This is a genomic window from Rhodoblastus acidophilus (genome assembly GCF_025961575.1).
Classification (GTDB): Bacteria; Pseudomonadota; Alphaproteobacteria; order Rhizobiales; family Beijerinckiaceae; genus Rhodoblastus; species Rhodoblastus acidophilus_C.
The window spans coordinates 249,745-272,335 of record NZ_JAOQNX010000001.1; the positions used below are offsets into that span (position 1 = coordinate 249,745).

General features: G+C 63.6%; 21 protein-coding genes. 10 read left to right on the forward strand and 11 right to left on the reverse strand.

From position 1 onward, the window contains the following. Positions 1-2: 2 nt before the first annotated feature. The 6 genes from M2320_RS01150 to M2320_RS01175 form a co-directional block, all read right to left on the reverse strand. On the reverse strand, positions 3-437 hold the full coding sequence (locus tag M2320_RS01150) for a proton-translocating transhydrogenase family protein (protein WP_184426278.1): 435 nt from the start codon (positions 435-437) through the stop codon (positions 3-5). A gap of 27 nt (positions 438-464) precedes the next feature. Beyond that, complete coding sequence (locus M2320_RS01155; RefSeq protein WP_264595715.1) at positions 465-1,598, reverse strand: Re/Si-specific NAD(P)(+) transhydrogenase subunit alpha; 1,134 nt, start codon at positions 1,596-1,598, stop codon at positions 465-467. 325 nt (positions 1,599-1,923) lie between these two features. After that, positions 1,924-3,276, reverse strand: a complete 1,353-nt coding sequence (locus tag M2320_RS01160) for an ABC1 kinase family protein (RefSeq protein ID WP_264595716.1) — start codon at positions 3,274-3,276, stop codon at positions 1,924-1,926. Positions 3,277-3,370: 94 nt separating this feature from the next. Then, positions 3,371-3,907: a YbhB/YbcL family Raf kinase inhibitor-like protein gene (locus M2320_RS01165; protein WP_264595717.1), complete on the reverse strand. Its 537-nt coding sequence runs from the start codon at positions 3,905-3,907 to the stop codon at positions 3,371-3,373. 11 nt (positions 3,908-3,918) lie between these two features. Further along, positions 3,919-4,863 (reverse strand): alpha/beta fold hydrolase, encoded by a 945-nt coding sequence (locus M2320_RS01170; RefSeq protein WP_264595718.1) that lies wholly within the window; start codon positions 4,861-4,863, stop codon positions 3,919-3,921. Continuing rightward, positions 4,863-6,683, reverse strand: a complete 1,821-nt coding sequence (locus M2320_RS01175; protein WP_264595719.1) for a M3 family oligoendopeptidase — start codon at positions 6,681-6,683, stop codon at positions 4,863-4,865. Before M2320_RS01175 ends, M2320_RS01170 begins: the two co-directional genes overlap by 1 nt. Positions 6,684-6,842: 159 nt before the next feature. Here M2320_RS01175 and M2320_RS01180 point away from each other — a divergent pair, with 159 nt between their 5' ends. Both M2320_RS01180 and M2320_RS01185 read left to right on the forward strand, forming a co-directional pair. After that, positions 6,843-8,327, forward strand: coding sequence for a sigma-54-dependent transcriptional regulator (locus M2320_RS01180; protein ID WP_264595720.1), 1,485 nt, complete (start codon positions 6,843-6,845; stop codon positions 8,325-8,327). A gap of 112 nt (positions 8,328-8,439) precedes the next feature. Further along, positions 8,440-9,960 carry a L,D-transpeptidase family protein gene (locus M2320_RS01185; RefSeq protein ID WP_264595721.1) on the forward strand — a complete coding sequence of 507 codons (1,521 nt, stop codon included), beginning with the start codon at positions 8,440-8,442 and terminating at the stop codon, positions 9,958-9,960. 45 nt (positions 9,961-10,005) lie between these two features. Here M2320_RS01185 and M2320_RS01190 read toward each other — a convergent pair whose 3' ends face one another. After that, on the reverse strand, positions 10,006-11,619 hold the full coding sequence (locus M2320_RS01190; protein ID WP_264595722.1) for a hypothetical protein: 1,614 nt from the start codon (positions 11,617-11,619) through the stop codon (positions 10,006-10,008). Positions 11,620-11,880: 261 nt separating this feature from the next. Between M2320_RS01190 and M2320_RS01195 the strand changes: the two genes are divergently transcribed. Continuing rightward, positions 11,881-13,545 (forward strand): DUF882 domain-containing protein, encoded by a 1,665-nt coding sequence (locus M2320_RS01195; protein ID WP_264595723.1) that lies wholly within the window; start codon positions 11,881-11,883, stop codon positions 13,543-13,545. Between the two features lie 313 nt (positions 13,546-13,858). After that, entirely contained in the window at positions 13,859-15,094 is a 1,236-nt protein-coding gene (locus M2320_RS01200; protein ID WP_264595724.1) for an SGNH/GDSL hydrolase family protein, read from the forward strand. On the opposite strand, the gene M2320_RS01205 is transcribed toward M2320_RS01200, so the two are convergent. After that, positions 15,095-16,075: a MaoC/PaaZ C-terminal domain-containing protein gene (locus M2320_RS01205; RefSeq protein WP_264595725.1), complete on the reverse strand. Its 981-nt coding sequence runs from the start codon at positions 16,073-16,075 to the stop codon at positions 15,095-15,097. 90 nt (positions 16,076-16,165) lie between these two features. Here M2320_RS01205 and M2320_RS01210 point away from each other — a divergent pair, with 90 nt between their 5' ends. Beyond that, a complete protein-coding gene (locus tag M2320_RS01210) occupies positions 16,166-17,125 on the forward strand; it encodes a glutathione S-transferase family protein (RefSeq protein WP_264595726.1) in 960 nt (319 codons plus the stop codon). A gap of 2 nt (positions 17,126-17,127) precedes the next feature. Continuing rightward, complete coding sequence (locus M2320_RS01215) at positions 17,128-17,709, forward strand: alpha/beta hydrolase (RefSeq protein WP_264595727.1); 582 nt, start codon at positions 17,128-17,130, stop codon at positions 17,707-17,709. On the opposite strand, the gene M2320_RS01220 is transcribed toward M2320_RS01215, so the two are convergent. Further along, positions 17,706-18,584: a transporter substrate-binding domain-containing protein gene (locus M2320_RS01220; protein WP_264595728.1), complete on the reverse strand. Its 879-nt coding sequence runs from the start codon at positions 18,582-18,584 to the stop codon at positions 17,706-17,708. The genes M2320_RS01215 and M2320_RS01220 overlap by 4 nt on opposite strands. A 45-nt stretch (positions 18,585-18,629) precedes the next feature. Between M2320_RS01220 and M2320_RS01225 the strand changes: the two genes are divergently transcribed. After that, the gene (locus M2320_RS01225) at positions 18,630-19,472 is read left to right on the forward strand and encodes a hypothetical protein (RefSeq protein WP_264595729.1); all 843 of its coding nucleotides are present in this window, start codon (positions 18,630-18,632) and stop codon (positions 19,470-19,472) included. Between the two features lie 155 nt (positions 19,473-19,627). Here the strand turns inward: M2320_RS01225 and M2320_RS01230 are convergent, their stop codons facing one another. Next, positions 19,628-20,023, reverse strand: coding sequence for a DUF3892 domain-containing protein (locus M2320_RS01230; protein WP_319801401.1), 396 nt, complete (start codon positions 20,021-20,023; stop codon positions 19,628-19,630). Between M2320_RS01230 and M2320_RS01235 the strand changes: the two genes are divergently transcribed. The 3 genes from M2320_RS01235 to M2320_RS01240 all read left to right on the forward strand — a co-directional run bounded on the left by M2320_RS01235 (position 19,954) and on the right by M2320_RS01240 (position 21,852). After that, a complete protein-coding gene (locus M2320_RS01235) occupies positions 19,954-20,379 on the forward strand; it encodes a hypothetical protein (RefSeq protein ID WP_264595731.1) in 426 nt (141 codons plus the stop codon). The genes M2320_RS01230 and M2320_RS01235 overlap by 70 nt on opposite strands. Before the next feature lie 477 nt (positions 20,380-20,856). After that, a complete protein-coding gene (locus tag M2320_RS23335; protein WP_425540638.1) occupies positions 20,857-21,096 on the forward strand; it encodes a DUF3761 domain-containing protein in 240 nt (79 codons plus the stop codon). Positions 21,097-21,369: 273 nt separating this feature from the next. Beyond that, complete coding sequence (locus tag M2320_RS01240; protein ID WP_264595732.1) at positions 21,370-21,852, forward strand: Panacea domain-containing protein; 483 nt, start codon at positions 21,370-21,372, stop codon at positions 21,850-21,852. Here the strand turns inward: M2320_RS01240 and M2320_RS01245 are convergent. Then, positions 21,823-22,591, reverse strand: a 769-nt coding sequence (locus tag M2320_RS01245; RefSeq protein ID WP_264595733.1) for a hypothetical protein, incomplete at its 5' end; no start/stop codon positions are given. The two genes, M2320_RS01240 and M2320_RS01245, sit on opposite strands and share 30 nt — an antisense overlap.

Here is a 22,591-nt window from a genome sequence, read left to right on the forward strand (position 1 = left end):
GGTCAGCCCTTCTTCTTGTACATGGCCAGCATGCGCTGGGTGACGAGGAAGCCGCCGAAAATATTCACGGAGGCGAGGATCAGCGCGACAAAACCGAAGCCGCGCGCCCAGCCGGAGCCGGAGTCCGGGGTGTCCACGAGTTCGACGCCGACCGCGAGCAGCGCGCCGACCACGATCACGGAGGAAATGGCGTTGGTCACCGACATTAGCGGCGTGTGCAGCGCCGGCGTCACCGACCACACCACGTAATAGCCGACGAAAACGGCGAGAACGAACAAGGCGAGACGGAAGACAAAGGGGTCGATGGCGCCGCCGCTGACGGCATGCGCGGCGGCGGCCATCTGGTCGGCATAGTTCTGGGCGGCGTCGGCGGCGCTGCGCAGCGCCTGAGCGGCGCTCTGCGCGCGGTCAACCGCAACTGAGGGGTCTTGGGCCATGAAGGCTTCTCCGGAAAATGGGGGTTTTTAGGCCTGGAAATTCGGATGAACGACGGCGCCGCCCTTGGTGAGCAGGGTCGCCTTGATCAATTCGTCTTCCTCATTGACGACGACGGATTTGCTTTCCTTGTCGATCATGGTTTCGAGGAAGGTGAGCAGGTTTTTGGCATAGAGGGCCGACGCCGTCGCCGCGAGATGGCTGGCGAGGTTCAGCGAGCCGATCACCTTGACCCCATTGGGGCTGACGAAAATCTCGCCGGGCTTGGTCAGCTCGCAATTGCCGCCGCGCTCAGCCGCAATGTCGACGATGATCGAGCCGGGACGCATCGAGGCGACCATGGCGGCCGACACCAGCTTCGGCGCGGGACGGCCGGGGATCAGCGCGGTGGTGATGACAATGTCCTGCTTCGAAATGTGCGAGGCGACCAGTTCGGCCTGCTTCGCCTGATATTCCTTGGACATTTCCTTGGCGTAGCCGCCTGCCGTCTGCGCCTGCTTGAACTCCTCGTCCTCGACGGCCAGGAACTTGCCGCCCAGCGACTCCACCTGCTCCTTGGTGGCGGGACGCACGTCGGTGGCGGTCACCACCGCGCCAAGACGTTTTGCCGTGGCGATGGCCTGCAAGCCGGCGACGCCGACGCCCATGACGAACACTTTGGCGGCGGGCACGGTGCCAGCGGCGGTCATCATCATCGGCAGCACGCGATGGAATTCATCGGCGCCCTCGATCACCGCGCGATAGCCGGCGAGATTGGCCTGGGACGACAGCACGTCCATGGACTGGGCGCGGGTGATGCGCGGCATCAGCTCCATGGCGAAGGCGCGCACGCCGACGCCGGCCAAAGCCTTGATCAGCCGCTCCTGGCCATACGGGTCCATCACCGCTAGCACCACAGCGTCGGGATTGACCCCGGAAAGGGCTTGCGGCTCGGGACGGCGCACGCAGAGCACCACATCGGCCTTGGCGACGGTCGCCTGGGCGTTGGGGGCGATGGTCGCGCCGGCCTTTTCGAAATCGGCGTCTGTGATGCCGGCGCCCGCGCCGGCGCCCTTTTGCACCACCACCTCGGCCCCGAGGGCGATGTATTTCTTGATTGTGTCGGGGGTCGCCGCGACGCGCGCCTCGCGGTCGCGGGTTTCGGCGGGAACGGCAATACGCATGAATAACTCCGATTGGGCCCGCTGGACCGCGGGTCTGGACAATTCCGCCCGCTGCCGGGCAGGGACGGTGGGGTTAGTGCGTGTGAGGGGCGTCGGAATGGATCACGACGAGCGCCGTCGTCTTCCGATCCGTGGGATCGACAGACTTGGGTTGCGCCGTCATTGTCCTCTCCTCTCGCAAGACTTTCATGTCGCGGGCGCCATTGTGGCGCAATTCTTCCACAGGCCGCGACGTCAAGCCACTGCCATAAGGGTTCGGAAATTGATATAGAACTTTTTGTAATTGGCAAAGGCGCGGATGCTAGGTCCACGCCCCACTTTGGACTCAAACCGGCGCGTCCGAAGGCGTCCAGCCGACCTGCGCCAGCAGCGCCTGTTGCCGCTCCGCGATGGATTCGACCGAGAAATCCGCGAGCGCCTCCTCGAACAGAAGGTGAAAGTTTACGCGCGCGCGCAGATGCAGGAAGGCGCCGCTCAAGCCTAGCGCGGCGCGATGCATGAACACGAATTCACGCGGCAGCCGCACTGGGCCAAATTGACGCAGGCGCGCGCGCACCTCCCGCGCCTCGGCGCGGCCATAGCTGCCGACTGGCCCCTCATCGGCCACGGCGCGTTCGCGATCCTCCAGCAGCGGGCCCAGCAGAAACCGCGCCCAAACCGTCAACGCATCGATCAAATCGTCATTGAGGTTGCGAAAGCCCCAGCCGGTGTAGGCTTCGGCGATGGCTTCGCTATCGTCAGCCCGCAATCCGCGATAAAGCTGGATCACCGCACCGACCACGCCCGGCGGGAAGACCCGGATGCAGCCGTAGTCGAGCAGGTTGATCCCGGCGCCGTCGCCAAAAACCGTGTAATTGCCGAGGTGCGGATCGCCGTGGATCACGCCGAAGCGCACATAGGGCAACCACCACGCCATAAAAATGGCTCTCGCCACGGCGTTGCGCCGCTCCTGGTCCGCGTGATCCTTGAAGCTGAGCAGTTTTTCGCCTTCGAGCCACGAAAGGGTCAACAGCCGCCCGGTGGAGAGCGCGTCATGGACGGCGGGAACGCGAATGTCGGCTCGTCCGGCGAACATCGCGCCGTAGAGCTTGGCGTTGCTGGCCTCACGGCGATAGTCCAGCTCCTCGCGCAGCCGCGCCGCCAGTTCGACATAGGCGTCGCTGGCGTCCACAGAACCGTTCATGCGGCGCTGCAGCGACAGCGCCAGGTCGAGCTGAGCGAGATCGGCCTCAACGGTCGAGGCCATGTCGGGATATTGCAGTTTGGCCGCGACCTCTGCGCCATCCAGCGTGGTGGCGCGATGCACCTGCCCGAGCGAAGCGGCGAAAGCCGGCTTCATCTCGAAGGTGTCGAAACGCTTGCGCCAGTCTGGCCCGAGTTCGGAGGCCATGCGCCGCGAGACAAAGGCGGCCCCCATGGGCGGCGCCTCGCTCTGCAATTCGGCGAGCGCCTCTGCGTAATCGTCGGGCAGAATTTCCGGAATGGTCGCCAGAAATTGCGCCGCCTTCATCAGCGGCCCCTTGAGCCCGCCAAGCGCCACGGCGAGTTTTTGCGGATCGGGCTCGCGGCCCAACAACCGGCCCGAGATCATGCGGGCGGCGAGCCCCCCGGCCTGGGCGCCGACGGCGGCATATCGGGCGGCGCGGGCGCCAAAGCGATTTGATTCGTCGTCTGTCATGGACTTCCGCAAAAGGCGAGCGCTGGCTCCTTCTCCCGCATGAGAAGGCGGGGGATGAGGACTCGACGTCGTCAGGAAAGCTGAGCCGAGGGCTTCACCGGCCATAAACACCGGTTAAAGTCGCCTTGCCCAGCGCATTGGCGTTGACCATGAAGCCCGTCAGCGACGCCGTCGCATTTGGCGGCAGATCAAGCTTGGCCACTTTCAGCGCATAGAGGGTGAAATTGTAATGGTGCGGCTTGTCTCCCTTGGGCGGACAGGGACCGCCATAGCCGGGCGCGCCGAAATCGGTGGAGATTTCCTTCGCGCCCGCCGGAACCGGCGCGCCCTGCTTCAGCGAAGATACGTCGGCCGGAATGTCGATCACCACCCAATGCCAAAAACCGGCCCCGCCGGTCGGCGCGTCCGGGTCATGGACGAGCAGAGCAAAACTCTTCGTCCCCTCCGGCGCCCCGCTCCATTCCAATGCGGGCGATAGATTGGCGCCCTCGCAGCCGAATCCCTTGAACACGAATTTGTCGGCGATGGTCGCGCCGGGCGCGATATCAGGACTTTTCAGCTCCAGCGCGCCAGCGGCGCCCACGCCAGCGAACAGAAGAACACTCGCCAGGAAACCACCTTTCAAATCCATCGCTTTGTTCCTCACTGTCGCGCCAGGGCCGCGCGGATAAAAGTTTCGCAATGTTTCGGCTGAGTCATGGGCAGGCAGTGGCCGCCGTCGATCACTTTGAGGTCCGCCGTCGGCGCAAGGGCGCAAAAGGCTTCGCCCTGCGCCTTGGGGTCCAGCAGCCGGTCGCCGGCGCCAAACAGAATGCTGACAGGGTGCGAAATCGACCCGTATCGCTCCCTCATGGCCTCGAGTTCGCGCTGCTGCGCCGGCAATTCCAGCGCCCCCGCGAGCAGAGCGTTGGCGCGCAGAGGCAGCGCGCCGCCAGCACCCCGCCAAAAATTCTTTGGAACAGACTCGGGCGCGAAACCGGGATTGGCCGGCGATGCGGAACGCAACACCGAGAGCACTGGCCCCAGCAACCAGGCGGAAATCCATCGCGAAACACGTCCCTGCTCGGCCATCGCCTTGTAGAAGGCGGAGGCCGACAGGAACTGGGTGAAGGGCGCGATCAGCGCGAGACCGGCGATTTTCCCGGCATGGTCGAGCGCCAGAGACAGCGCGATCGCGCCGCCCAGCGAATGCCCGACGACAAGCGGTTTTTCCAGGCCGATCTTGTCGATGAAGGCGGAGAGCACGGCGGCGTTCTCCGCAATGGTCGAGGTGCGCGCGGCCTGGGAGTAGCCGCAGCCGGGACGATCGACCAGCACCACGCGGCGCTCAGGAAACAGCGCCGCCAGCGCATAGGAATAATGGTTGAGCTGGCCAAGCCAACCGTGGACAAATAGCAGCGGCGGCCCGTCTTGGCCCAGTTTTGCGCCGCTGTCGATGTAGTGGAGCCGCAATCCGTCGATCTCGACGAACTGGCCGATAGGCGGAACCCAGCGTTCGATCAACCGCGCCAACAGCAGATTGAACGCCACCAAAGCAGCGAAAACCGCCGCCCCCCACAGCACCACCAGCCAAAGCAGCGCCAGCATCAGAGCTTTTCCAGCTCGTCGATCATGCTCTCGATCATCGACAGGCCGATCGCCCAGAACGAGGGATCGCGCGCGTCCAGGCCGAAAGGCGCCAGCAATTCGCTGTAATGTTTGGAGCCGCCCGCCGAAAGCAGAGCAAAGTATTTTTCGACAAAGCCGGGCTCGGCGCGCTGGTAGACGCCGTAAAGCGAATTCACCAGGCAGTCGCCGAAGGCATAGGCGTAGACATAAAAGGGCGAATGGATGAAGTGCGGAATATAGGCCCAGTAGGTTTCATAACCGGGGCCGAATTCGATGGCGGGCCCGAGGCTTTCACCCTGCACGCTCATCCACAGTTCGCAAACTTGCTCCGCAGTGAGCTCGCCGTTCTTGCGCTCCTCGTGCAGCTTGCGCTCGAAACTGTAGAAGGCGATCTGCCGCACCACGGTGTTGAGCATATCCTCGACTTTGGAGGCCAGCAGCACCCGGCGCTCCGCGGGGTCCTTGGCCTCCGCCAGCAGCGCGCGAAACGTCAGCATCTCACCGAACACCGAGGCGGTTTCCGCAAGCGTCAGCGGCGTCGGCGCCATCAGCGGCCCCTGGGGCGCCGCCAGCACCTGATGCACGCCATGGCCCAATTCATGGGCGAGGGTCATCACGTCGCGCGGCTTGCCCTGGTAGTTCAGCAGCACATAGGGGTGGACGCTGGGGCTGGTCGGATGGGCGAAGGCGCCGGGCGCCTTGCCGGGCCGCACCGGCGCATCGATCCAGGAGCCGTCGAAAAACCGTTTCGCGATCCCGGCCATATCAGGCGAAAAGCCAGCGTAAGCGGTGAGCACGGCGTCACGGGCCTGAGTCCAGCTGTAGCTGGTCTGCGGCGCGTCCGGCAGGGGCGCGTTGCGATCCCAGTACATCAGCTTGTCCTTACCGAACCAGCTCGCCTTCAGCTTGTAATAGCGGTGCGACAGACGGGGATAGGCGGCGCGCACGGCGCTCACCATGGCGTTCACCACCTCGCCCTCGACGCGATTGGACAGGTGCCGGGAGTCCGCGACATCGACAAAACCGCGCCACTGGTCGGAAATCGACTTGTCCTTGGCGAGCACGTTGGAGATGAGGGTGAAGAGCCCCAGCTTCTCCTTCAGCGTCGCGCCAATGGCCTTGGCCGCCGCCTCGCGCAGCGCGGGATCGCGGTCCTGAAGCAAATTCAAGGCCGGCTCGAGCGTCAGCTCCTTGCCGTCGACGACGAAACGCAGGCCCGCGATGGTCTCGTCAAACAGCCGGTTCCAGGCGGCGTGGCCGGTGACCGATTTTTCGTGAAAAAGCTGCTCGATCCTGTCTTCAAGCTGATACGGCTTTTCGCGCCGCAAATCCTCGAGCCAGGGCCGGAAGTGATCCAGCGGCTTTTGCGCCATGGCGGCGGTGAGCGCCGCGTCGTCGAGGCGATTCAGCTCGAGCTGGAAGAACAGCAAATCCGTCGAGGCGGCGGTGATCTTTTCCTGGGCGTCGCCATAAAATTTCGCCCGAACCGGATCGAGCGTGTTCTCGGCATAGACCAGGCCCGCATAGGACATGATGCGGGTGATGAGATCGTCGATCTGCTCATAGACCCTGATCGCCTCGAACAGCCCCGCGCCACCCTCGGCGAGCAGGCCCGCGAGCTTGCCCCGGTAGGTTTCGGCGAAAGCGCGGCATTCCTGCGCCGTCCTGGCGAGATCGGCGGCGAATTCCGGCGAGTCCAGGCCAGGGTAAAGGTCGTCGAGACGCCAGACGGGCAAGTCGTCGAGCTTTTCGGCGCCCGCGTTCGCGGGCGAATCAGGAAAGGAATCGTAAATGTTCATGGGCGAAGACGCGCGAGGCTCCGGGAGGGGCTGCTGATGACATATTGGCGTGTTTGGCGCGGGGATCAACCGCCTTCGCGCCATTAACATCGCATTTACCGTAATGTCGCAGCATGTACGCAACGAAAGAGGCCCGCCGGCCTCACCCGAAAGTGACACATGACTTCGACCGTTCTGATCGCCGACGATGATCCGGTTCAGCGCCGCCTGCTCGAAGCGATGGTGCGCCGTTTCGGATATGACGTCGAATCGGTGGACGGCGGCGAGCCGGCGCTCGATCGTCTGCAAGCGGCCGAGAAACCGCCCGTCGATCTGCTGATTCTCGACCTGGTGATGCCCGACCTCGACGGGATGGGCGTGCTCGGACGCATGCGCGAACGGGGGATCACCACGCCGGTGATCGTGCAGACGGCCCACGGCTCCATTGAAACAGTGATTTCGGCCATGCGCGCCGGCGCGCTCGATTTCGTCGTCAAGCCGGTCGGCGCCGAGCGCCTGCAAATCTCGATCAAGAACGCCCTGCGCTTCGACGCGCTGGAGGACGAGATCCGCCGCATCGGCCGCAAGGCGGCGGGCGCGCTGACGTTCAAGGACATTTTCACGCGCTCGGAAGACATGATGCGGGCCGTTCGCCTCGGCGAGCGCGCCGCCAAGTCGAACATTCCCGTGCTGATCGAAGGCGAATCCGGCGTCGGCAAGGAATTGATGGCCCGCGCGATCCAGGGCGGTTCGGACCGGAAGGGCAAGCCGTTCGTCACCGTCAATTGCGGGGCGCTGCCGCACAATCTGGTCGAATCCATTCTATTCGGCCACGAGAAGGGGGCGTTTACCGGCGCCACGGAAAAACACACCGGAAAATTCGTCGAGGCCAATGGCGGAACTATTTTCCTCGACGAGGTCGGGGAATTGCCTCTGGACGCCCAGGTCAAGCTCTTGCGCGCCTTGCAGGAAGGCGAAATTGACCCGGTGGGCGCGCGCAAAAGTGTGCGCGTCGACGTGCGGCTGATCTCCGCCACCAACAAGAATTTGATCGAACTGGTGAAAAGAGGCGAATTCCGCGAGGATCTCTATTACCGGCTCAACGTCTTCCCGATTTCCATCCCGCCGCTGCGCAACCGCCGCGCCGACGTGCCCGATCTCGCCCGCCGGTTTCTTGCCCGTTTTGCGGCGGAGGAGGGCAAGCGCCTGCGCGGGCTGACCGCCGAGACCCTGTCGCTGCTGTCCACCTATGATTGGCCCGGAAACGTCCGCCAGCTCGAAAACGCTCTGTTCCGTGCGGTGGTGCTGTCTGATGGCGATGAATTGACCGTCGCGGAATTCCCGCAAATCGCCGCCCATGTCGAAGGTTTTGACGTGCGCGTGCCGCCCGCGCCCGCGCCGGTCGGGATGGCGCCAACCCAGCGCGAGATCGTCCGCGTCGAGGTGCGCGACCCCAACGTGCTGCGCCTGCTCGACGAGAACGGCGACGTGCGCAAGCTTGAGGCGCTTGAAGAGGACGTGATCCGCTTCGCCCTCACGCACTATCGTGGGCAGATGTCGGAAATGGCCCGGAAACTCGGGATCGGGCGCTCGACGTTGTACCGCAAGATGAAGGATTTCGGCTTGGCCGACGAGAATAGTGGCGGCGGCGCCGACGCCGCGTAAAAAATTCGTGCGCGTGGCCGACGCGCCTTGCATTTGCCGTTCGATCGGCTCTTGATAGGGGCGTGTCTGCCCCGGTCAAGGTGTCGTCGTGCGGCCGACATGGGGTTCACAGATGAAATCGCCTGTCGATGTCTCGGCGCGCGCCAGGGCGGAAGCCCTTGGCAAGGCCGCTTTTCTCGCGTTGACCCTGGTCGTTTCGGCCAGCGGAAACGTTCGCGGCCAGACGGCTGACACGACCGGCTCGATCCCGGACGTCGCCCCGCAAGCCAAGAGCGAAGACGTAAAGAGCGAAGACGTCAAGGCCGACGAGGCCAAGCCTGACAGCGCGCCAGAGGCCGCCGGGCCGCAAAAGCCCGCCGTCAATACCGCCATCCGCGCGGCGCTCACGCGCGCGGCGACGCAATCCATGTCCGCTGATCGACAGGCGGTGCTGCGCGCCGTCGACGCTTTTTACGCCGAACATGGCGACGCGCCGATTTTCTTCGGCGCAGGCGGATGGACCGCCCAGGCGCGCGGCGTGTTCGACCGATTGCAAAAGGCCCCAGAAGACGGTCTCGACCTGCGCGCCTGGCGCGTCTTCTCGCTTGATGCGGGGCCGGATAACGCACTCGCCACGGGTGAGGTCGCACTGGCCCAGGCGGTCGCGGCCTATGCGTTCCAGGCCAGCGGCGGCCGCATCGCGCCAGCGCGCATCAGCAAGCTGATCGACCGCAAGCCGGAGGTGGTTTCAGCGGCGAAAGCGCTGGAGGAGACGGCGGGCGCGGCGGATGCGGATGCGCGACTGGCGTCTTACAATCCCACGCACCCCGGCTATCGCGCCCTGCGCGACAAGCTGGCGAGCCTGCGCGAAGGCCCGATCGTGCTCGCCGAACGCGAGCCCGCGAGTTCGAAGCGACGCGCCAGCGACGCGCGCGCCCCCATCGCCGCCGCCATGACCAAGGCGGCGCAGGAAGCCGATCTTCTCGCGAATATGGAAATGTGGCGCTGGATGCCTCGCGAACTCGGGGCGGACCGGATCATGGTCAATGTCCCCGAATTCACGGCGCGCCTCTATCGCGGCGAGACGCTGGTTGCCACGCACCGGATCGTCGTCGGCAAGCCGAACACGCCGACGCCGCTGTTTTCCGATGAAATGCAATATCTGGTGGTCAATCCCGCCTGGTACGTGCCGCAGAGCATCATCCGCAACGAATGGGGCGGCCGGGCCCAGTCCGGTTTCGATGTGGTCTACCAGAACGGAATGATGTTCGCGCGGCAGCCGCCGGGCGAGCGCAACGCGCTGGGACGGCTGAAATTCATCTTCCCCAACCGCTATGCGGTCTACATGCATGACACGCCGTCGCGGCATCTGTTTTCGCAGGCGAAGCGGGCCTTCAGCCACGGCTGCATGCGCGTCGACCAGCCCTTGGCCTGGGCCGTCGCCATCCTTGGCGGCCCGCAAAACGGCTGGACCGAGCAGCGCATCGAAAAAATGTATGGCAAGAGCGAGCGGCGCATCAACCTGCCGTCGCCGCTGCCGGTCCACATCGGCTATTTCACCCGGACGGTCGATGATTACGGCCAGCTTCATGCCTTCGACGATGTCTACGGCTATGCGGCGGAAGTGAAGAAGCGGCTGGGCGTTGGGGGATAATCGTCCCCTCTCCCCGCGCCCGCGGAGAGAGGGCGGCGCGCCTCCTCAAAGGCTCTTCGCGTTGCCCTTCAGAATGGTGTAGCGCTTGCCGTCGCCATCCTCGTCGATGAACGTGGCGATGTCTCCGGCGACTTCGACCTTGTAACAGGTCTCCTCCTTCTCGCCCGGGAAGATAAAGCAGACGTTTTCGCCGCGTACGATCCACTTGCCGGTCGCGGTCTCGTCATCGTCGAGCTGTTTGACCACGCCGTTGGGCGCGTAGAATTCGCTGAGCGGCAGTCCGTCTGAATCCTTGCCCGAAACGGTGTTGCCGACGAGCGCGCTCCAGGCGGCCAGACCCGTGAGTTTTTGCGCCGGCGCGGGCTCGGCCGCTTGCGCCAGAGTCGACGACGGCGCGGCAGGCGCAGTCAACGGCGGCGCCGAGCCGTCGGCAGCCGCCGCCACGTCGAAGCGCGCGACCACCTGCGCAGGATCGTTGATCCCTTGCAATTCCGAGATTTTCGGAGCGGGCGCTTTGGCGTTGAACGACAGGGTCAGGTTCTTGCCATTCGCGATGAACTTGAGCAGTCCCTGCGACAGCGTCGCGGCGGCGGGAATGTTCGGCGCCAGCAGCGGCCCCTGCGCCGCGATCATGCTCCAGTCCGCCTTGACCGCGTCCGGCGTCTGGCTTTTTGAAAGCGCCGTCAGCGCCACCGCCTTTTCGAGCGCGCCGGCGTTGACTAGCTTCAGCTGGACCGATTGAACCTCGGAGGCCTGGATCGCGGCGGAGGTCGCCGCCGCGTCGCCGCCAAAAGCAGCCTTTTCGACGCCGCCCAGTTTCGCGCTGACGCCAATCGAACCGAGCTTGGCGAAATCGAGCGAGTAATCGTCGAGCACAAAGGTTTTGGTCGCGGCCTGGTAGGCGCCGGCGAATTTCATGGTGGCTTCGATCTTGTCATAGCCCAGCGCCGTCAGCGTGGCGCCGGCCTGCGAAGCCTTGGGCATGGCGACCGAAAAGCCGCTGGCGACGAACGAAGATTTTGCAGGCGTATCGCCATCGAAGCTCTGTTCCGCCTCGGCCGAATTCAGATGAATCCGAATGAGGTTGCCGCCGTCGGCCCCCGCGGGCGTGTCCTTGTCCGGCGCGCTGAGATCGAAGCCGCCCCAGGCGGCGCGGCTGATCCGCGCCTGCGCGGCCGACGCCTGGCCAGTCTTGATGGCCTCGGCGAGGTTGCGGATCTGCACGCCGTCAACGGCGATCTTCTGGCTTTTGAAGGTGATCGCGCCGCCGGTGTCGCCGGGAATGTCCGCGTCGACGCCGCCCAGCGAAAGATGCGCGATGGCGCCCTGATCGATCCCCTCGCCCGTCAGGTCGCGAAACACGATCGACCCCGGCTTGTCCGAGGTCGCGGTGGCTTCATTGACGGCGATGCGCGCGGCCTTGAGTTTTCCCACGAGGTCGGCCACGGCTTCGCGCGACAAGGCGCCGGAAAACAGCTTGTTCGCCTCTTCGGTGGTGAGGTTCGTATCGACGAGGTCGATATGCTTGAACGTGATCTTGCTGTGCTCGCCCGTTGGCAGGGAAACGTTGTCGAGGGAGATGTCCGCGGCCTGCGCCAGCGCCGGCGCGGCGACGAGCAGGGCGAGGCTGACGAACGAAGGCGAGCGGAAGCTGATCATCGGCAATCCTTGATTCGGGCGGGGTCCACCCGTGGGAGACGAAACGACTTTAGAGGGACGGCGCGGCCCGCGTCAAAACGACGCTACGGCGCGGCGCCCGCGACAATGCGGCGACAAGCGCCGTCCCCGTCTTGGGCGTGGCTTTTTCCCATCGGCTGGTGTAAGGGTTGCCTCCGAAACTAAGCGTTAACGAATATCGTCAATGGTTCGTAAAACCTGAGCGGACGCCAATGCGCGCCGGACGAGCCGATTGGAGCGCGATTGATCTTGGCGAACCTCAAGACCGCTTTTTTTCGAGCACACACGAAGGCCAACAAAATTCGCTGGCGCGGACGCGCCAAAACCTTCGCAGCGCTGCTCGCCGCATTTTCGACGCTTGCGCCCAACGCGCTGGAATCCGCCGCCGCCAACGGCGACACCCGCACGCTCTTTCTCTATCATTCCCACAGCAAGGAAACCATCGCGGCGACCTTCCGGGTCAACGGACATTACGACGCGGCGACGCTGGAGAAACTGAACTGGTTCCTGCGCGACTGGCGCAATGACGAACCGACCCATATGGACCCCAAGCTGTTCGACGTGCTGTGGGAGGCCTATCGCTCGGCTGACCGCATGGGTCCCGACGATCCCATCGTCGTGGTCTCGGCCTATCGTTGTCCCTCGACCAACGCCATGCTGCGCCGGCGTTCTCGCGCCGTGGCCAAACATTCGCAGCACATGCTCGGCAAGGCGATGGACACGACCATCCCGGGCCTGTCCATGGCGCGGATTCGCGAGATCGGCATGCGCATGCAGCGCGGCGGCGTCGGCTATTATCCCAATGCCGGCACCCCCTTCGTGCATCTCGACGTCGGCGGCGTGCGCCACTGGCCGCGCATGACCTACGAGCAGCTCGCGCAATTGTTTCCGGACGGAAAGACCGTTCATATTCCGAGCAACGGCAAACTGCTGCCAGGCTATGAGGAAGCCCGCGCGGAAATTCTGGCGCGCGGCGGCGAGGCCATTTCGGTCGCCGAGGCGCAAAGCTCGGGCGGGATTCGCGGCTTTTTCGCCGCCTTGTTCGGCGGCGGCGACGACGAGGACGAAGCGCGGCAAGTCGCGTCCGCCCAACCGAGCCGCGCCGCCGGTCGCAACGCGCGCCGGCAGGTCGCCGACGGCGGCGAGGACGACGAGGGCGGCGCGCCGCTCGAACCGCAACGCCGCATCATGGCCAAGGCCGAGACCAATTTGCCGCGCGGCGAAACTTTTATGGGCGCCCCGCCCGCGGTCAGCCCCGCGCCGGCTCCGGCCGCCGCGCCGCCGCCCGCCGCCGTTCAGCCCGCGAGGCTCGAACCAGCTGAGACGGACGCCCGGCCGGAGGCGCCCAAGCCGCAGCCCATCGAGGAAGAGGCCAAGGACGACCAGCCGCATCCGCTGGACAGCGCTCCGCTTCCGCCCAAACGTCCCGCCGCGCTGGACGAGCTGGTCGCCGATGCGCCGACGCCGCCGCCCCGGCCTGTGGACCTCGCCGCATTGCCGTCGGTCATCACCCATGGCGGCAGCTTCCCCAAGCTGCGCCCCAGCGACGCCGGCGCGCCCCTCGCCTACGCCACGCCGGCGCGGCCCCAGGACAATCGCCCCCAGGACAATTCCGCCCCGCTGCCGCCGCCGCGGCCCTCCCTGCAAGCCCTGAGGCCCGCCGCCGCGGCCAAGGCCGAGCAGACGCGCGGGACCCCGCCCATGGCGCCGGCGCGTGTCGACCGGGCCGCACTCGCGCCCATGCTGGCGCCGACGGCCCATCGCGCCGGGGCCGCCGCGGCGCCGGCGCTGCGGGCCGCAGCCAAGGTCGATCCGCTCGCGGCAACCCCCGTCGCCGGCGCGCCCACGCGCTTCGGCGCCAAGCCCGACACGCTGGACCACCGGACCTTCAGCCGGACCCAGGACTGAGTTGCGCCAAGCATGGTTAACGTCACATTAACCTTTGCGTCCCATCCTCCCACCTGGTTCGACTGACTTCGCGAGGCGCCGTGATCCTTGCTCCCATCGACAGCCGCGAGTTCGCTTACGTCCGCAGCCAACGCCGCACGGATCCGGCGGCTTGCCGTCTGGCCCCCCTCTTTCGTCTGATCCTGATGGTCCTCCTCGGCGGCTCCCTCGCCTTCGTGGCGCTTGACGCCCGAAGCAGCCATGCCGCAGCTCCTGCCGCGATAACGCGCTGAAGAGTCTCGCCTCGTCTCGGGAAAAAGGCTATAAGAAGCGCATGCTGCGCTTTCTGATCCGCCGCCGCCGTTTGCTTGCGCTCGTGTGCGCGCTGTCGCTCGCCGGTCCGGCCGAGGCGCAGGACGCCATATCCGATTTCTTCGGCACGCTTTTCGGCGGACGTCCGTCAAACACGCAGCGCTACCGCCCGCGTGTTGCGCGCCCCCCGCAAATCCGCCCCAAGGTCCGAGCCGCGCCGCATCCGCGCGAGCGCCGCATCGCCAAGGAAAACCCCGCGCGTCCGGCCGAGGCGCAAGGCGCTGGCGCCGTCGTTCCACAAGCGGGAGATCAGGCGGCGCAACAGCAGCAAGGCAGTTTCGTCGTCGCGGTGCTCGGCGATTCCGAGGCGGCGATTCTCGCCAGAGGTCTCGAGGACGCTTTTTCGGGGGATCGCCGGGTGCTCGTCCTCAACAAGGCGCAGGACGACAGCGGTCTGGTCCGCGACGACTTCTACGACTGGCGCAAGGGCGCGACGGCCCTGCTCGAAGGGCCGCAGCGCGTCGACATGGCGGTGATGCAGATCGGCGTCAACGACAATCAGGCCCTGCGTCAGGACGCGGGACGCGCGCTGGAGCCCTTGTCCAAGGAATTCAACGAGGCTTACGCCCGACGCGTGGAGGAAATCGCAGCATTCTTCCGCGACAAGAACGTGCCGCTGGTCTGGGTCGGCCTGCCGATCATGCGCAACGCCGCCCTGTCGAAAGCGGCGCTCATCTTCAACGACATCGCCAAGCAGAACGCGACCGCCGCCGGGGCGCATTACGTCGACCTCTGGGAGGCGTTTTCCGACGTCAATTCTGTCTACAAGGCGTCGGGACCGGATGTGAATGGCGCGATCGTCCGACTGCGCAGCGCCGATGGCGTCCATTTCAGTCCGGCCGGCGCGCGCAAGGCCGCCTATTTCGTCGAACCGGAAATCAAGAAGGTTCTGGCGTCGCTTCAGACGGCGCCGCCCACGCAGCCGGAACAGCCCGCCGCCGTTTCGCCCGACGCGCCAGCTCAACCCGCCGCGCCCGGCGGAACGGAGCCGGCGGTCGCCGCGCCCCAGCCGCCTCCCGCCCCGACCCTTGTCGGCAAGGTTCTGCCCTTGAACGATCAGGCGCTTTCTCCGGGCGGCTCGCTCGCCAGCCTGCCTGCGCCAGCGAATGTCACCCGTCCCCCCGGCGCCCCGGCGAAAGCCGGCCGCGCCGACGATTTCTCCTGGCCCGCGAAGGACGCGGCCGCGCCGCAGAAATGATCAAGACGCAAGCGGGGTGATAACCGCGGCGGTGAAATCCATTACCCGTTCGCCCCGCTGGTTGACGGCGGTATTGAGGCTCTGAACCAGACCCAGCCCCGGTTTCGAGATCGGGCGTTTCGCGATCACCTGGGTGGAGAAGCGGATGCGGTCGCCGACCAGCACCGGCTTGCGCCAGACCAGATTCGCAAATCCCGGCGAGGCGCGGCTCGGCACCTCGCCGCCCGCCGCCTCCCGCCGCAGCGCAATGAACTGGCGCATCCAGCAGCAAGCCGTTTGCAGGCCCGCCGCCGACATGGCGCCGAGCACGTGATTTTTGCCCGCAGCTTCATCGAGATGGAAGGGGAACGGGTCGAAAGCTTGCGCATAGGCCCTGATGTAGGAAGCCGAAAACAGCTTTTCGCCCAGATCGGCGTAGGCGCCGACTTTTGCGCGCGCATAATCGTCGGGAAGAGCGGCAAGCCTATCGTCGATGCGCGGCGGCGGCGCAGGCGGGGCCGCACGGCGCGGTGATTCCGGCGGAAGCTCTTTGAGGGGCTCACGCCGGGCAAAAAGGGTCGAGCCGGTCTGCCGCATCACCTCGACGCTGTTCTGGTTGCGCAGGATCGTCTCGAACTTCACGATGCCGGCGTCAGGCCGGGAGCGCAGATCCGTCTTTTCCAACGTTCGGGTCTCTGCGCTGAGACAATCGCCGGGCCGCACCGGGGCGAGCCAGCGGTTATCCTCGATGCCAATCCCGGCAAGACAGGCGCTGCCGCCCAGCCAATCGTCCACCATCATCCGCATCAGGGCGGAACAAGTGTGCCAGCCAGAGGCCGCGAGCCCGCCAAGCAGGGTGCGCTTCGCCAGTTCGGCGTCCATATGAAAGGTCTGCGCGTCATATTCCGCCGCGAAGCCGATGATAGCTTCCTCGGAAAAACCGTAGGCGCCATAGGTCCGCGTCTCCCCAGGCGCGAAATCTTCATAATGGATCAGGCTCATGTGCGCGTCCCTTTTCGCCATCCTGCCGGCGCGGACCTGGATTGACAAGGAGCGCCGGCGCAAACAGCTTTTGCGCAAACGGAGAAGAACATGCTCGTCGATGGCAAATGGTCGGAGAATTGGCAGCCCGTTCAGGCGACAGACGGCAAGGGCGGCTTCGTGCGCCAGACCTCAACCTTTCGCAACTGGGTGACGCCCGACGGCGCGCCTGGCCCCACGGGTGAGGGCGGCTTCAAAGCCGAGGCGGGGCGCTATCATCTTTACGCAGCGCTGATCTGCCCCTGGGCGTCGCGAACCCTGATGGCCCGCAAGCTCAAAGGCCTCGAAGCGGTCCTCAGCGTTTCGATCGTCGAACCCGCATTGACCGACCAGGGCTGGAGATTCGGCGATTATCCCGCGGCGACCCGAGACGTGGTCAACGGCGCGACCTATCTGCACGAAATCTACACCCGCGCCGATCCGCATGTCACGGGACGGGCCACCGTGCCGGTGCTGTGGGACAAGCAACGCCAGACCATCGTCAACAACGAATCCGCCGACATCCTGCGGATGCTAACCACCGGATTCGGCGCCCTGGCCAGCGACGCGCTCGACCTCTACCCGGAGCCACTTCGCGCAAAAATCGACGCGCTCAACGACGAAATCTATCCGCGCCTCAACAATGGGGTGTACCGCGCCGGATTCGCCACGACGCAACGGGCCTATGACGAAGCCTATGAAGATGTGTTCGCCATGCTCGACGCTTTGGAGACGCGGGTTGCAGGCGCAGGCCCCTTCCTGTTCGGCCCCAACCTTGTCGAAACCGACATCCGCCTGTTTGTCACGCTGATTCGCTTCGACGCCGCCTATCACGGCCTGTTCAAATGCAACAAGCGGCGCCTCACCGACTACCCAGCCCTGAGCGCCTGGCTGAAGCGCGTTCTCGATCTTCCCGGCGTCCGCGAGACCGTCAGCATCGACCACATCAAGCGCGGCTATTATTCGATCAAGGCGCTGAACCCGAACGGCATCGTTCCGCGCGGCCCCGACCTTTCCAATCTCGGTCTTTGAATATGGCGCGTCCCCTGATCATCCTGCTGCATGGCGTGAACGCCGACGGCGCGAACCTCGACCCGTTGCGCGTTTTTTTGGCGGAACATTTGCCAGGCGTCGATGTCGTGGCGCCCGACGCGCCCTTCCCCACCCCGTTCGGTTTCCAGTGGTTCAGCCTCGACGACATCACCCCGGAAAACCGCCGACGCCGGATCGTCGGCGCCCGAACCGCCTTCGACGCCGTGCTTCGGGCGCTGGTCGCGGGACGCAATCGCGTCGGCTTGTGCGGATTTTCGCAAGGCGGGATGATGGCGCTGGACGCGCTGGTCACGGGAAGATGGCCTTTGCTCGCTGTCGCCGGTTTTTCCACCCGGCTCGCCTCGCCACCGCCGTTCACGCCAACGCAGGCGCCGGTCCTGATCATCCACGGCGACGCGGATTCGGTGATCCCCGCCGCCGAGGGCGTGGCGGCGGCAGAGGCCTTGCGCGCCCTGAAACTGGATGTGCGAAGCCATGTGCTGCCCGGCGTCGATCATTGCATCACGCCCGAAGGCATGGGACTCGCTGCGGCGTTTTTCGGCGAGCGCCTTCTCGTCGCTTAATAGATGCTGACCGGGAAATATTTGAGATAGAGCTCCGCGAGCTTGCCGGATTCATCCAGCTTTTGCAGAGCCCAGTTCAGCTTGCGCCGCGTCTCCTGGTCGTCGGGGCGCACGGCGACGCCAACGCCCTCGCCGAAATAGGCGGGCTCCAGCCAGGCGCCGCCGACGAAAGCGCAGCCCGGCGTCTCGTTCATCCACTGGCTGAGCGAAATGGCGTCGCCAAAACCGGCATCGACCTGCTTCTCCAGCACGGCGCGCATCATTTTTTCACGCGAGTCGAACGGAACCACAACCACGCGCGGGAAAAAACGGCGCAGGAACGCTTCGTGGGCGCCACCCGCCTCGACGCCGATTTTCTTGTCGGCGAGACCTTCCGGTCGCACATCGAGCGCCGGGGCGCCCGCCACGGCGACGAAGCGCGCGGGCGTAAAATAATAGGGTTCGGTGAAGATCGCCCGCCCCTCGGCGGCGGCGGGTTTGATCGATGCGATCAGCGCGTCGCCCTCCTTGGCGTCGAGAGCGTCGAGAAGATTTTCCCAGTGACGTGGCTGTATGGTGCAGCTCGCCTGCAATTGCTCGCAAATCGCCCGGGCCACTTCGACGTTGAAACCCGCGAGCGCCCCCTCGGGATCGACAAAGGCGAACGGCGGATAATCGTCGGTGGTGAGAAAGCGCAACGCCTGCTTGCCGGGCCCCGGCGGTTCCGGCCGGCGATGCGGATCGGAGAAGGCCGGCAAGAACACGCCCTCCGCGCGCAAGGGGCCAAAAATACAACCTGATGCGAGAAAAACATTAATTATCAAGGCTGTGGCGATCGCGCGCTTGGCCTGCCGCAGGAAGTTCGGGATAAAGGGGTCTTGGAGCTCAACCGGCATTTCAGCTCTCTCTTGTCCCCGAACTCTTACCACAGGCGAGGGCCGTTGCAGGCGCCCGAGACGAGAAATTCGCTGCCGACAGAGATTGGCTTCCTCGTGGAGGCCGGAGTCGATCTCGACATGCTGGGCTGGGCGGCGCGGCGCGCGCGATACCAGGGCGTCGGCGCCGATGAACTGCTGATTGCGGAAGGTCTGATCACTGAGGATTTTTACTACCGCGCGCTGGCGCGGCGGCTGAACTGTCCCTGCCTCGAAGGCGCCGCGACGCTCGCGCCCGGCTTCGACTATCGCGCGGCGCTGCGGGCGAGCGTCGCCCGCGCCGATCCGAGCCGCGAAGCTTTTGATTGGGTGCTGTCGCCGCGCGGTCGTCAGGTCGCCGAACTTTTGGCGCTGTACGGCGTCGCGCGCCATCGCATCGCCATCTGCCCGCCAAAGAAATTCTCGGCGCTGGTGCGCGAGGCCGGACGGCGGGCGCTGGCGGACGACGCCGCCTTCGCGCTGTCGCGCGCGGAGCCGCGCCTTTCCGCCTGTGCGCCGCAACTGCGCTGGAGCAATTTCTTCTTCATCATCGCCAGCATCGGCCTGATCGCGGGTGTGATGGCGGTCTGGCGCAACGTGTTCGACATCGTTTCCCTGATCCTGTCCTCGCTGTTTTATGGCGGCATTTATGTGCGGCTGTGCGCCACGGCCGCTTCCTCCCCCAACGCGTCAACGCCGAAGACTCGCCCCCTGCGCGACGCGGAACTGCCCACCTACACAATCATCGCGCCCATGCGCCGCGAGGCCGCCGTCGCCGCACAATTCGTCGCCGCCTTGCGCGCGCTCGACTATCCGGCATTAGGTAGCAAACTCACCAAGCGGCGTATTGCCGCGATTACAGCGAGGTAGGACAATGTGCGGCTTCGTTCAGCGCGAGCTTGATAGACTGCGGAATGGAATTCTTGACCCGAAAAATTCTGAGCGGCGCGAGGCGCTTTATGCCGCTCAGCAAGCCTTGGAGTGGGCGCGTGAACCGTCCGGGTTCGCCGCGCCCTATGCTGTCGCTATGGGCATTCAGGAAGGGCAAGAAGATTATTCGGGTGAACCCCATCGCTCTCCGTCTTGAGGTATTCTTTCCCTCCGGCACTCCTTGCGATTATCACCTTTGCGGTTCTGCCACCGCCATTGGTCCAAAAGCTCCACTTGCCGTCTTTCATCCCAGCGATAGCGGCGTCCTCCGTGAGTCTCCACCGAGAACCATCGCCATTGATGCCGCCAACGTTCTTTATTCTTTCGTGAGCATTTTGGCGGTCGCTCTTATTTATGCATTTTATTTCAACGCTAATAGTCATGGCATATGCCCCAAAGTTATGAGAGCGTGGGGCTAAAAATGGCCGACCCCCTCGCAATCTCCATTCTCCGTCGCAAGCGCGATGAAATCGAATCCGTAATTGCCGCATATGAAGCCAAGATAGAGGAAGCCAAGCGCGACCTCTCAGCGGTGAATACGACGCTGCGGCTTTTCGAGTTGAACGGCGAGCCCGAACAGTTCCCGGTCTATGTCGAGGTTCGTCACCTCTTCAAGCGCGGGGAGATCGTGAAGCTTTGCCGCGCCGCGTTGTCTCAGGAAGGACCGCTAGACACCAGAGAGCTTGCCTTGCGCGTCGTCCGCGCCAAGGGGCTGGATGAAGGCGATAAGGTTCTGAGGAAGTCCGTATCGTTTCGGATCGTGCAGGCGCTTTCCATGGCCGCGAAGCGGGGGACGGTCGGCGACATTGGGAAGCGGAAGGGCGTAAGGGTCTGGTTGGCTATTTAGCTTGTTAACCCTTTGATTTTGATTCGATTTAAAAAATCTTTACTTTTCAAGTGGATAGCTTATCCTGCCTTCAGGCTATTATGTAGCCAAAAAAAGAGCGACCCCTAAGGGTCGCCGAGTTCAGGGTATCAACCTCCGTTAGCGCGGTGGCCGCCGGAAGTGGGAGCAAACATGCTCCCACTTACCAAACCGGCGCCGGTCATATTCCCGCACAAAGACGGTCTTCACCGTGTTGGGCCAGAAATCGAACTGCATTCATCTCACCTCCTTTCCGGGGTCGCCACCCCGCGCGGAAAGAGTGAGCGATCATCGGATCGGAGAATCAGAATCGTTCGCCTGACCTTCTTAAAAGGACTCTGAATTCGGCGGCGGTCAAGTAATTCGGCCGAATTTCCTCGCGAGCCGCGACGCCGTTAAGCTTATGGACAACGGAAGCCAGACCCTGCAGATTCCCTAAGGTTATTTTGGGGGATTGCCATGAAGAGATTTGCCCTGGTGCTGGCCGCCCTGTTCTTTGTTTCGCTCGCCTCTGACGCAGAAGCGTATCGCTGCAACCGGCGCCACTACCGCAACTATTACGGGGTCATTGTCCACTCGCCCTCATGCGGACGCCACGGCGCCCATAAGATGGCGATCTGCCGAGACGGTAGCCGTAGCTATTCGCATCACCGACGCGGGACCTGTTCGCGGCACCACGGCGTCCGGCGGTGGCTGTAGGCTTATTGCTGGACGAAAGCGATAGGGTGCTGAGAAAGGCGCCGCTTATCGGATTCGGCAAACTTCTTATGACTGCTTCAAAGCGGCGGGAAATTCGCGGCGAGAAGCGGGCAGAAGCTCGGTCTGGACGGACGGCCTAAACCTGATTGTGTCAAATTCATTGGGCGCCTTGCTGAAATTCGCTTGGACGCCATCTCTTGTAAATGATAGAATTGATGACATCGCATAACGATATCTTTATGCCGGCATGCTTCTGAGAGAGGAGATGGACCGATGCCCAACTACTCTGCTCAAGCTATCGCGAACGAATTTTTGCGACGGCGCGGATCATGCTCCATCCCTCAGCAAATGTATATTCAAAAACTCGCATATATTGCGAACGGCTGGAATCTCGCCATCAATGGCTTCGCCCTAATTGAAGAAGACCCGCAAGCATGGGATAACGGCCCTGTTTTTAGGTCGATCTGGGATCATGTGCGGGACTTTGGATATAAAGGAAAAAACTGCACACTTGCTGACCCGGCTACAAAAGAAGAAATTAGAGCTGACTTGGCTCCCGAGGAAATCGCTGTAATTGAGCACGTTTGGAGAAAGTATGGGCCTTTTAGCGCCTCACTGTTGTCGCGTATGACGCATGAGACAGGTACCCCTTGGTATAAAGCATATTTTGAACGCGGCAGAAACTCCAAGTTAGACAAAGAAGAAACAAGACAGCATTATGTTGCATTAGCGATGGCTGGCCGTGACGGAAAATGACAAAAAAATAAGCCTTGATGATCTTGATCGCGCACCATCATCACTTCCTGTCACTGAGCCAATTGACTGGCAGCAGAGATATACCACCATAATGGTGCAGTTTACGGCAAATGCCGACGAACTGTTGTCGTTGAAAGAAGAAAATAGCAGGCTTCGCGCAAACAATAAGACAAGAGAGCTTTTGGATGGGCTGATAATTCCGTTTGCGTCTAAGTCGTATTGGTTCATGTGCCTATATTCCATTGCCGTTGCGTTGATGTTAGTTTGCCATGGGGCGGGTCCGGCTGTGTCAGTTGTCGGAGCCAATTTCCAGACATTCCCTTCCAAGATGATCTTCCCCTCAGACTTAAGCCTTGAAAGCTGCGGGCTCAGGCTGGTGCGCTGATATGAAGTCCCTAGGCGCCGGTTCACCTCCGCGAGCAAGTCTAGAGCTATCATCCCATCAGCATGTTCTGAGAGCGTCCAAAGAACCGCGCCCTTTATTGTTCTGTCCGGAAGGGGCTTAAAGACGACTTGCTCACCAAAGACCTTCTTGGCAAACCCCTCAAGCACTTGCTGACCGGTAATTGCGTCAAGGGCGGCATCAAGTTCTGACCGCTCCTTATCAATCGCGTCTATTCGCGCCCTAATTTCACGCATTTCCGCTAGAGCGCGTTCGGCGGCTTCAGATTCAATGGGGGATTCCCAACTGGCTTGAACAATGCGATTCTTTCTTCGTGATTGCGAGGGAGGAATCCCA

What these genes read in the sequence shown, in the direction of transcription:
- M2320_RS01200 (WP_264595724.1), top strand. Translation starts at nt 13,859, where the DNA reads ATGCTGCGCTTTCTGATCCGCCGCCGCCGTTTGCTTGCGCTCGTGTGC.
- M2320_RS01235 (WP_264595731.1), top strand. Translation starts at nt 19,954, where the DNA reads ATGGCCGACCCCCTCGCAATCTCCATTCTCCGTCGCAAGCGCGATGAA.
- M2320_RS01220 (WP_264595728.1), bottom strand. Translation starts at nt 18,584, where the DNA reads ATGCCGGTTGAGCTCCAAGACCCCTTTATCCCGAACTTCCTGCGGCAG.
- M2320_RS01170 (WP_264595718.1), bottom strand. Translation starts at nt 4,863, where the DNA reads ATGCTGGCGCTGCTTTGGCTGGTGGTGCTGTGGGGGGCGGCGGTTTTC.
- M2320_RS01230 (WP_319801401.1), bottom strand. Translation starts at nt 20,023, where the DNA reads ATGCGGCAATTACGGATTCGATTTCATCGCGCTTGCGACGGAGAATGG.
- M2320_RS01155 (WP_264595715.1), bottom strand. Translation starts at nt 1,598, where the DNA reads ATGCGTATTGCCGTTCCCGCCGAAACCCGCGACCGCGAGGCGCGCGTC.
- M2320_RS01215 (WP_264595727.1), top strand. Translation starts at nt 17,128, where the DNA reads ATGGCGCGTCCCCTGATCATCCTGCTGCATGGCGTGAACGCCGACGGC.
- M2320_RS01180 (WP_264595720.1), top strand. Translation starts at nt 6,843, where the DNA reads ATGACTTCGACCGTTCTGATCGCCGACGATGATCCGGTTCAGCGCCGC.
- M2320_RS01190 (WP_264595722.1), bottom strand. Translation starts at nt 11,619, where the DNA reads ATGATCAGCTTCCGCTCGCCTTCGTTCGTCAGCCTCGCCCTGCTCGTC.
- M2320_RS01185 (WP_264595721.1), top strand. Translation starts at nt 8,440, where the DNA reads ATGAAATCGCCTGTCGATGTCTCGGCGCGCGCCAGGGCGGAAGCCCTT.
- M2320_RS01240 (WP_264595732.1), top strand. Translation starts at nt 21,370, where the DNA reads ATGCCCAACTACTCTGCTCAAGCTATCGCGAACGAATTTTTGCGACGG.
- M2320_RS23335 (WP_425540638.1), top strand. Translation starts at nt 20,857, where the DNA reads ATGAAGAGATTTGCCCTGGTGCTGGCCGCCCTGTTCTTTGTTTCGCTC.
- M2320_RS01205 (WP_264595725.1), bottom strand. Translation starts at nt 16,075, where the DNA reads ATGAGCCTGATCCATTATGAAGATTTCGCGCCTGGGGAGACGCGGACC.
- M2320_RS01175 (WP_264595719.1), bottom strand. Translation starts at nt 6,683, where the DNA reads ATGAACATTTACGATTCCTTTCCTGATTCGCCCGCGAACGCGGGCGCC.
- M2320_RS01150 (WP_184426278.1), bottom strand. Translation starts at nt 437, where the DNA reads ATGGCCCAAGACCCCTCAGTTGCGGTTGACCGCGCGCAGAGCGCCGCT.
- M2320_RS01160 (WP_264595716.1), bottom strand. Translation starts at nt 3,276, where the DNA reads ATGACAGACGACGAATCAAATCGCTTTGGCGCCCGCGCCGCCCGATAT.
- M2320_RS01210 (WP_264595726.1), top strand. Translation starts at nt 16,166, where the DNA reads ATGCTCGTCGATGGCAAATGGTCGGAGAATTGGCAGCCCGTTCAGGCG.
- M2320_RS01165 (WP_264595717.1), bottom strand. Translation starts at nt 3,907, where the DNA reads ATGGATTTGAAAGGTGGTTTCCTGGCGAGTGTTCTTCTGTTCGCTGGC.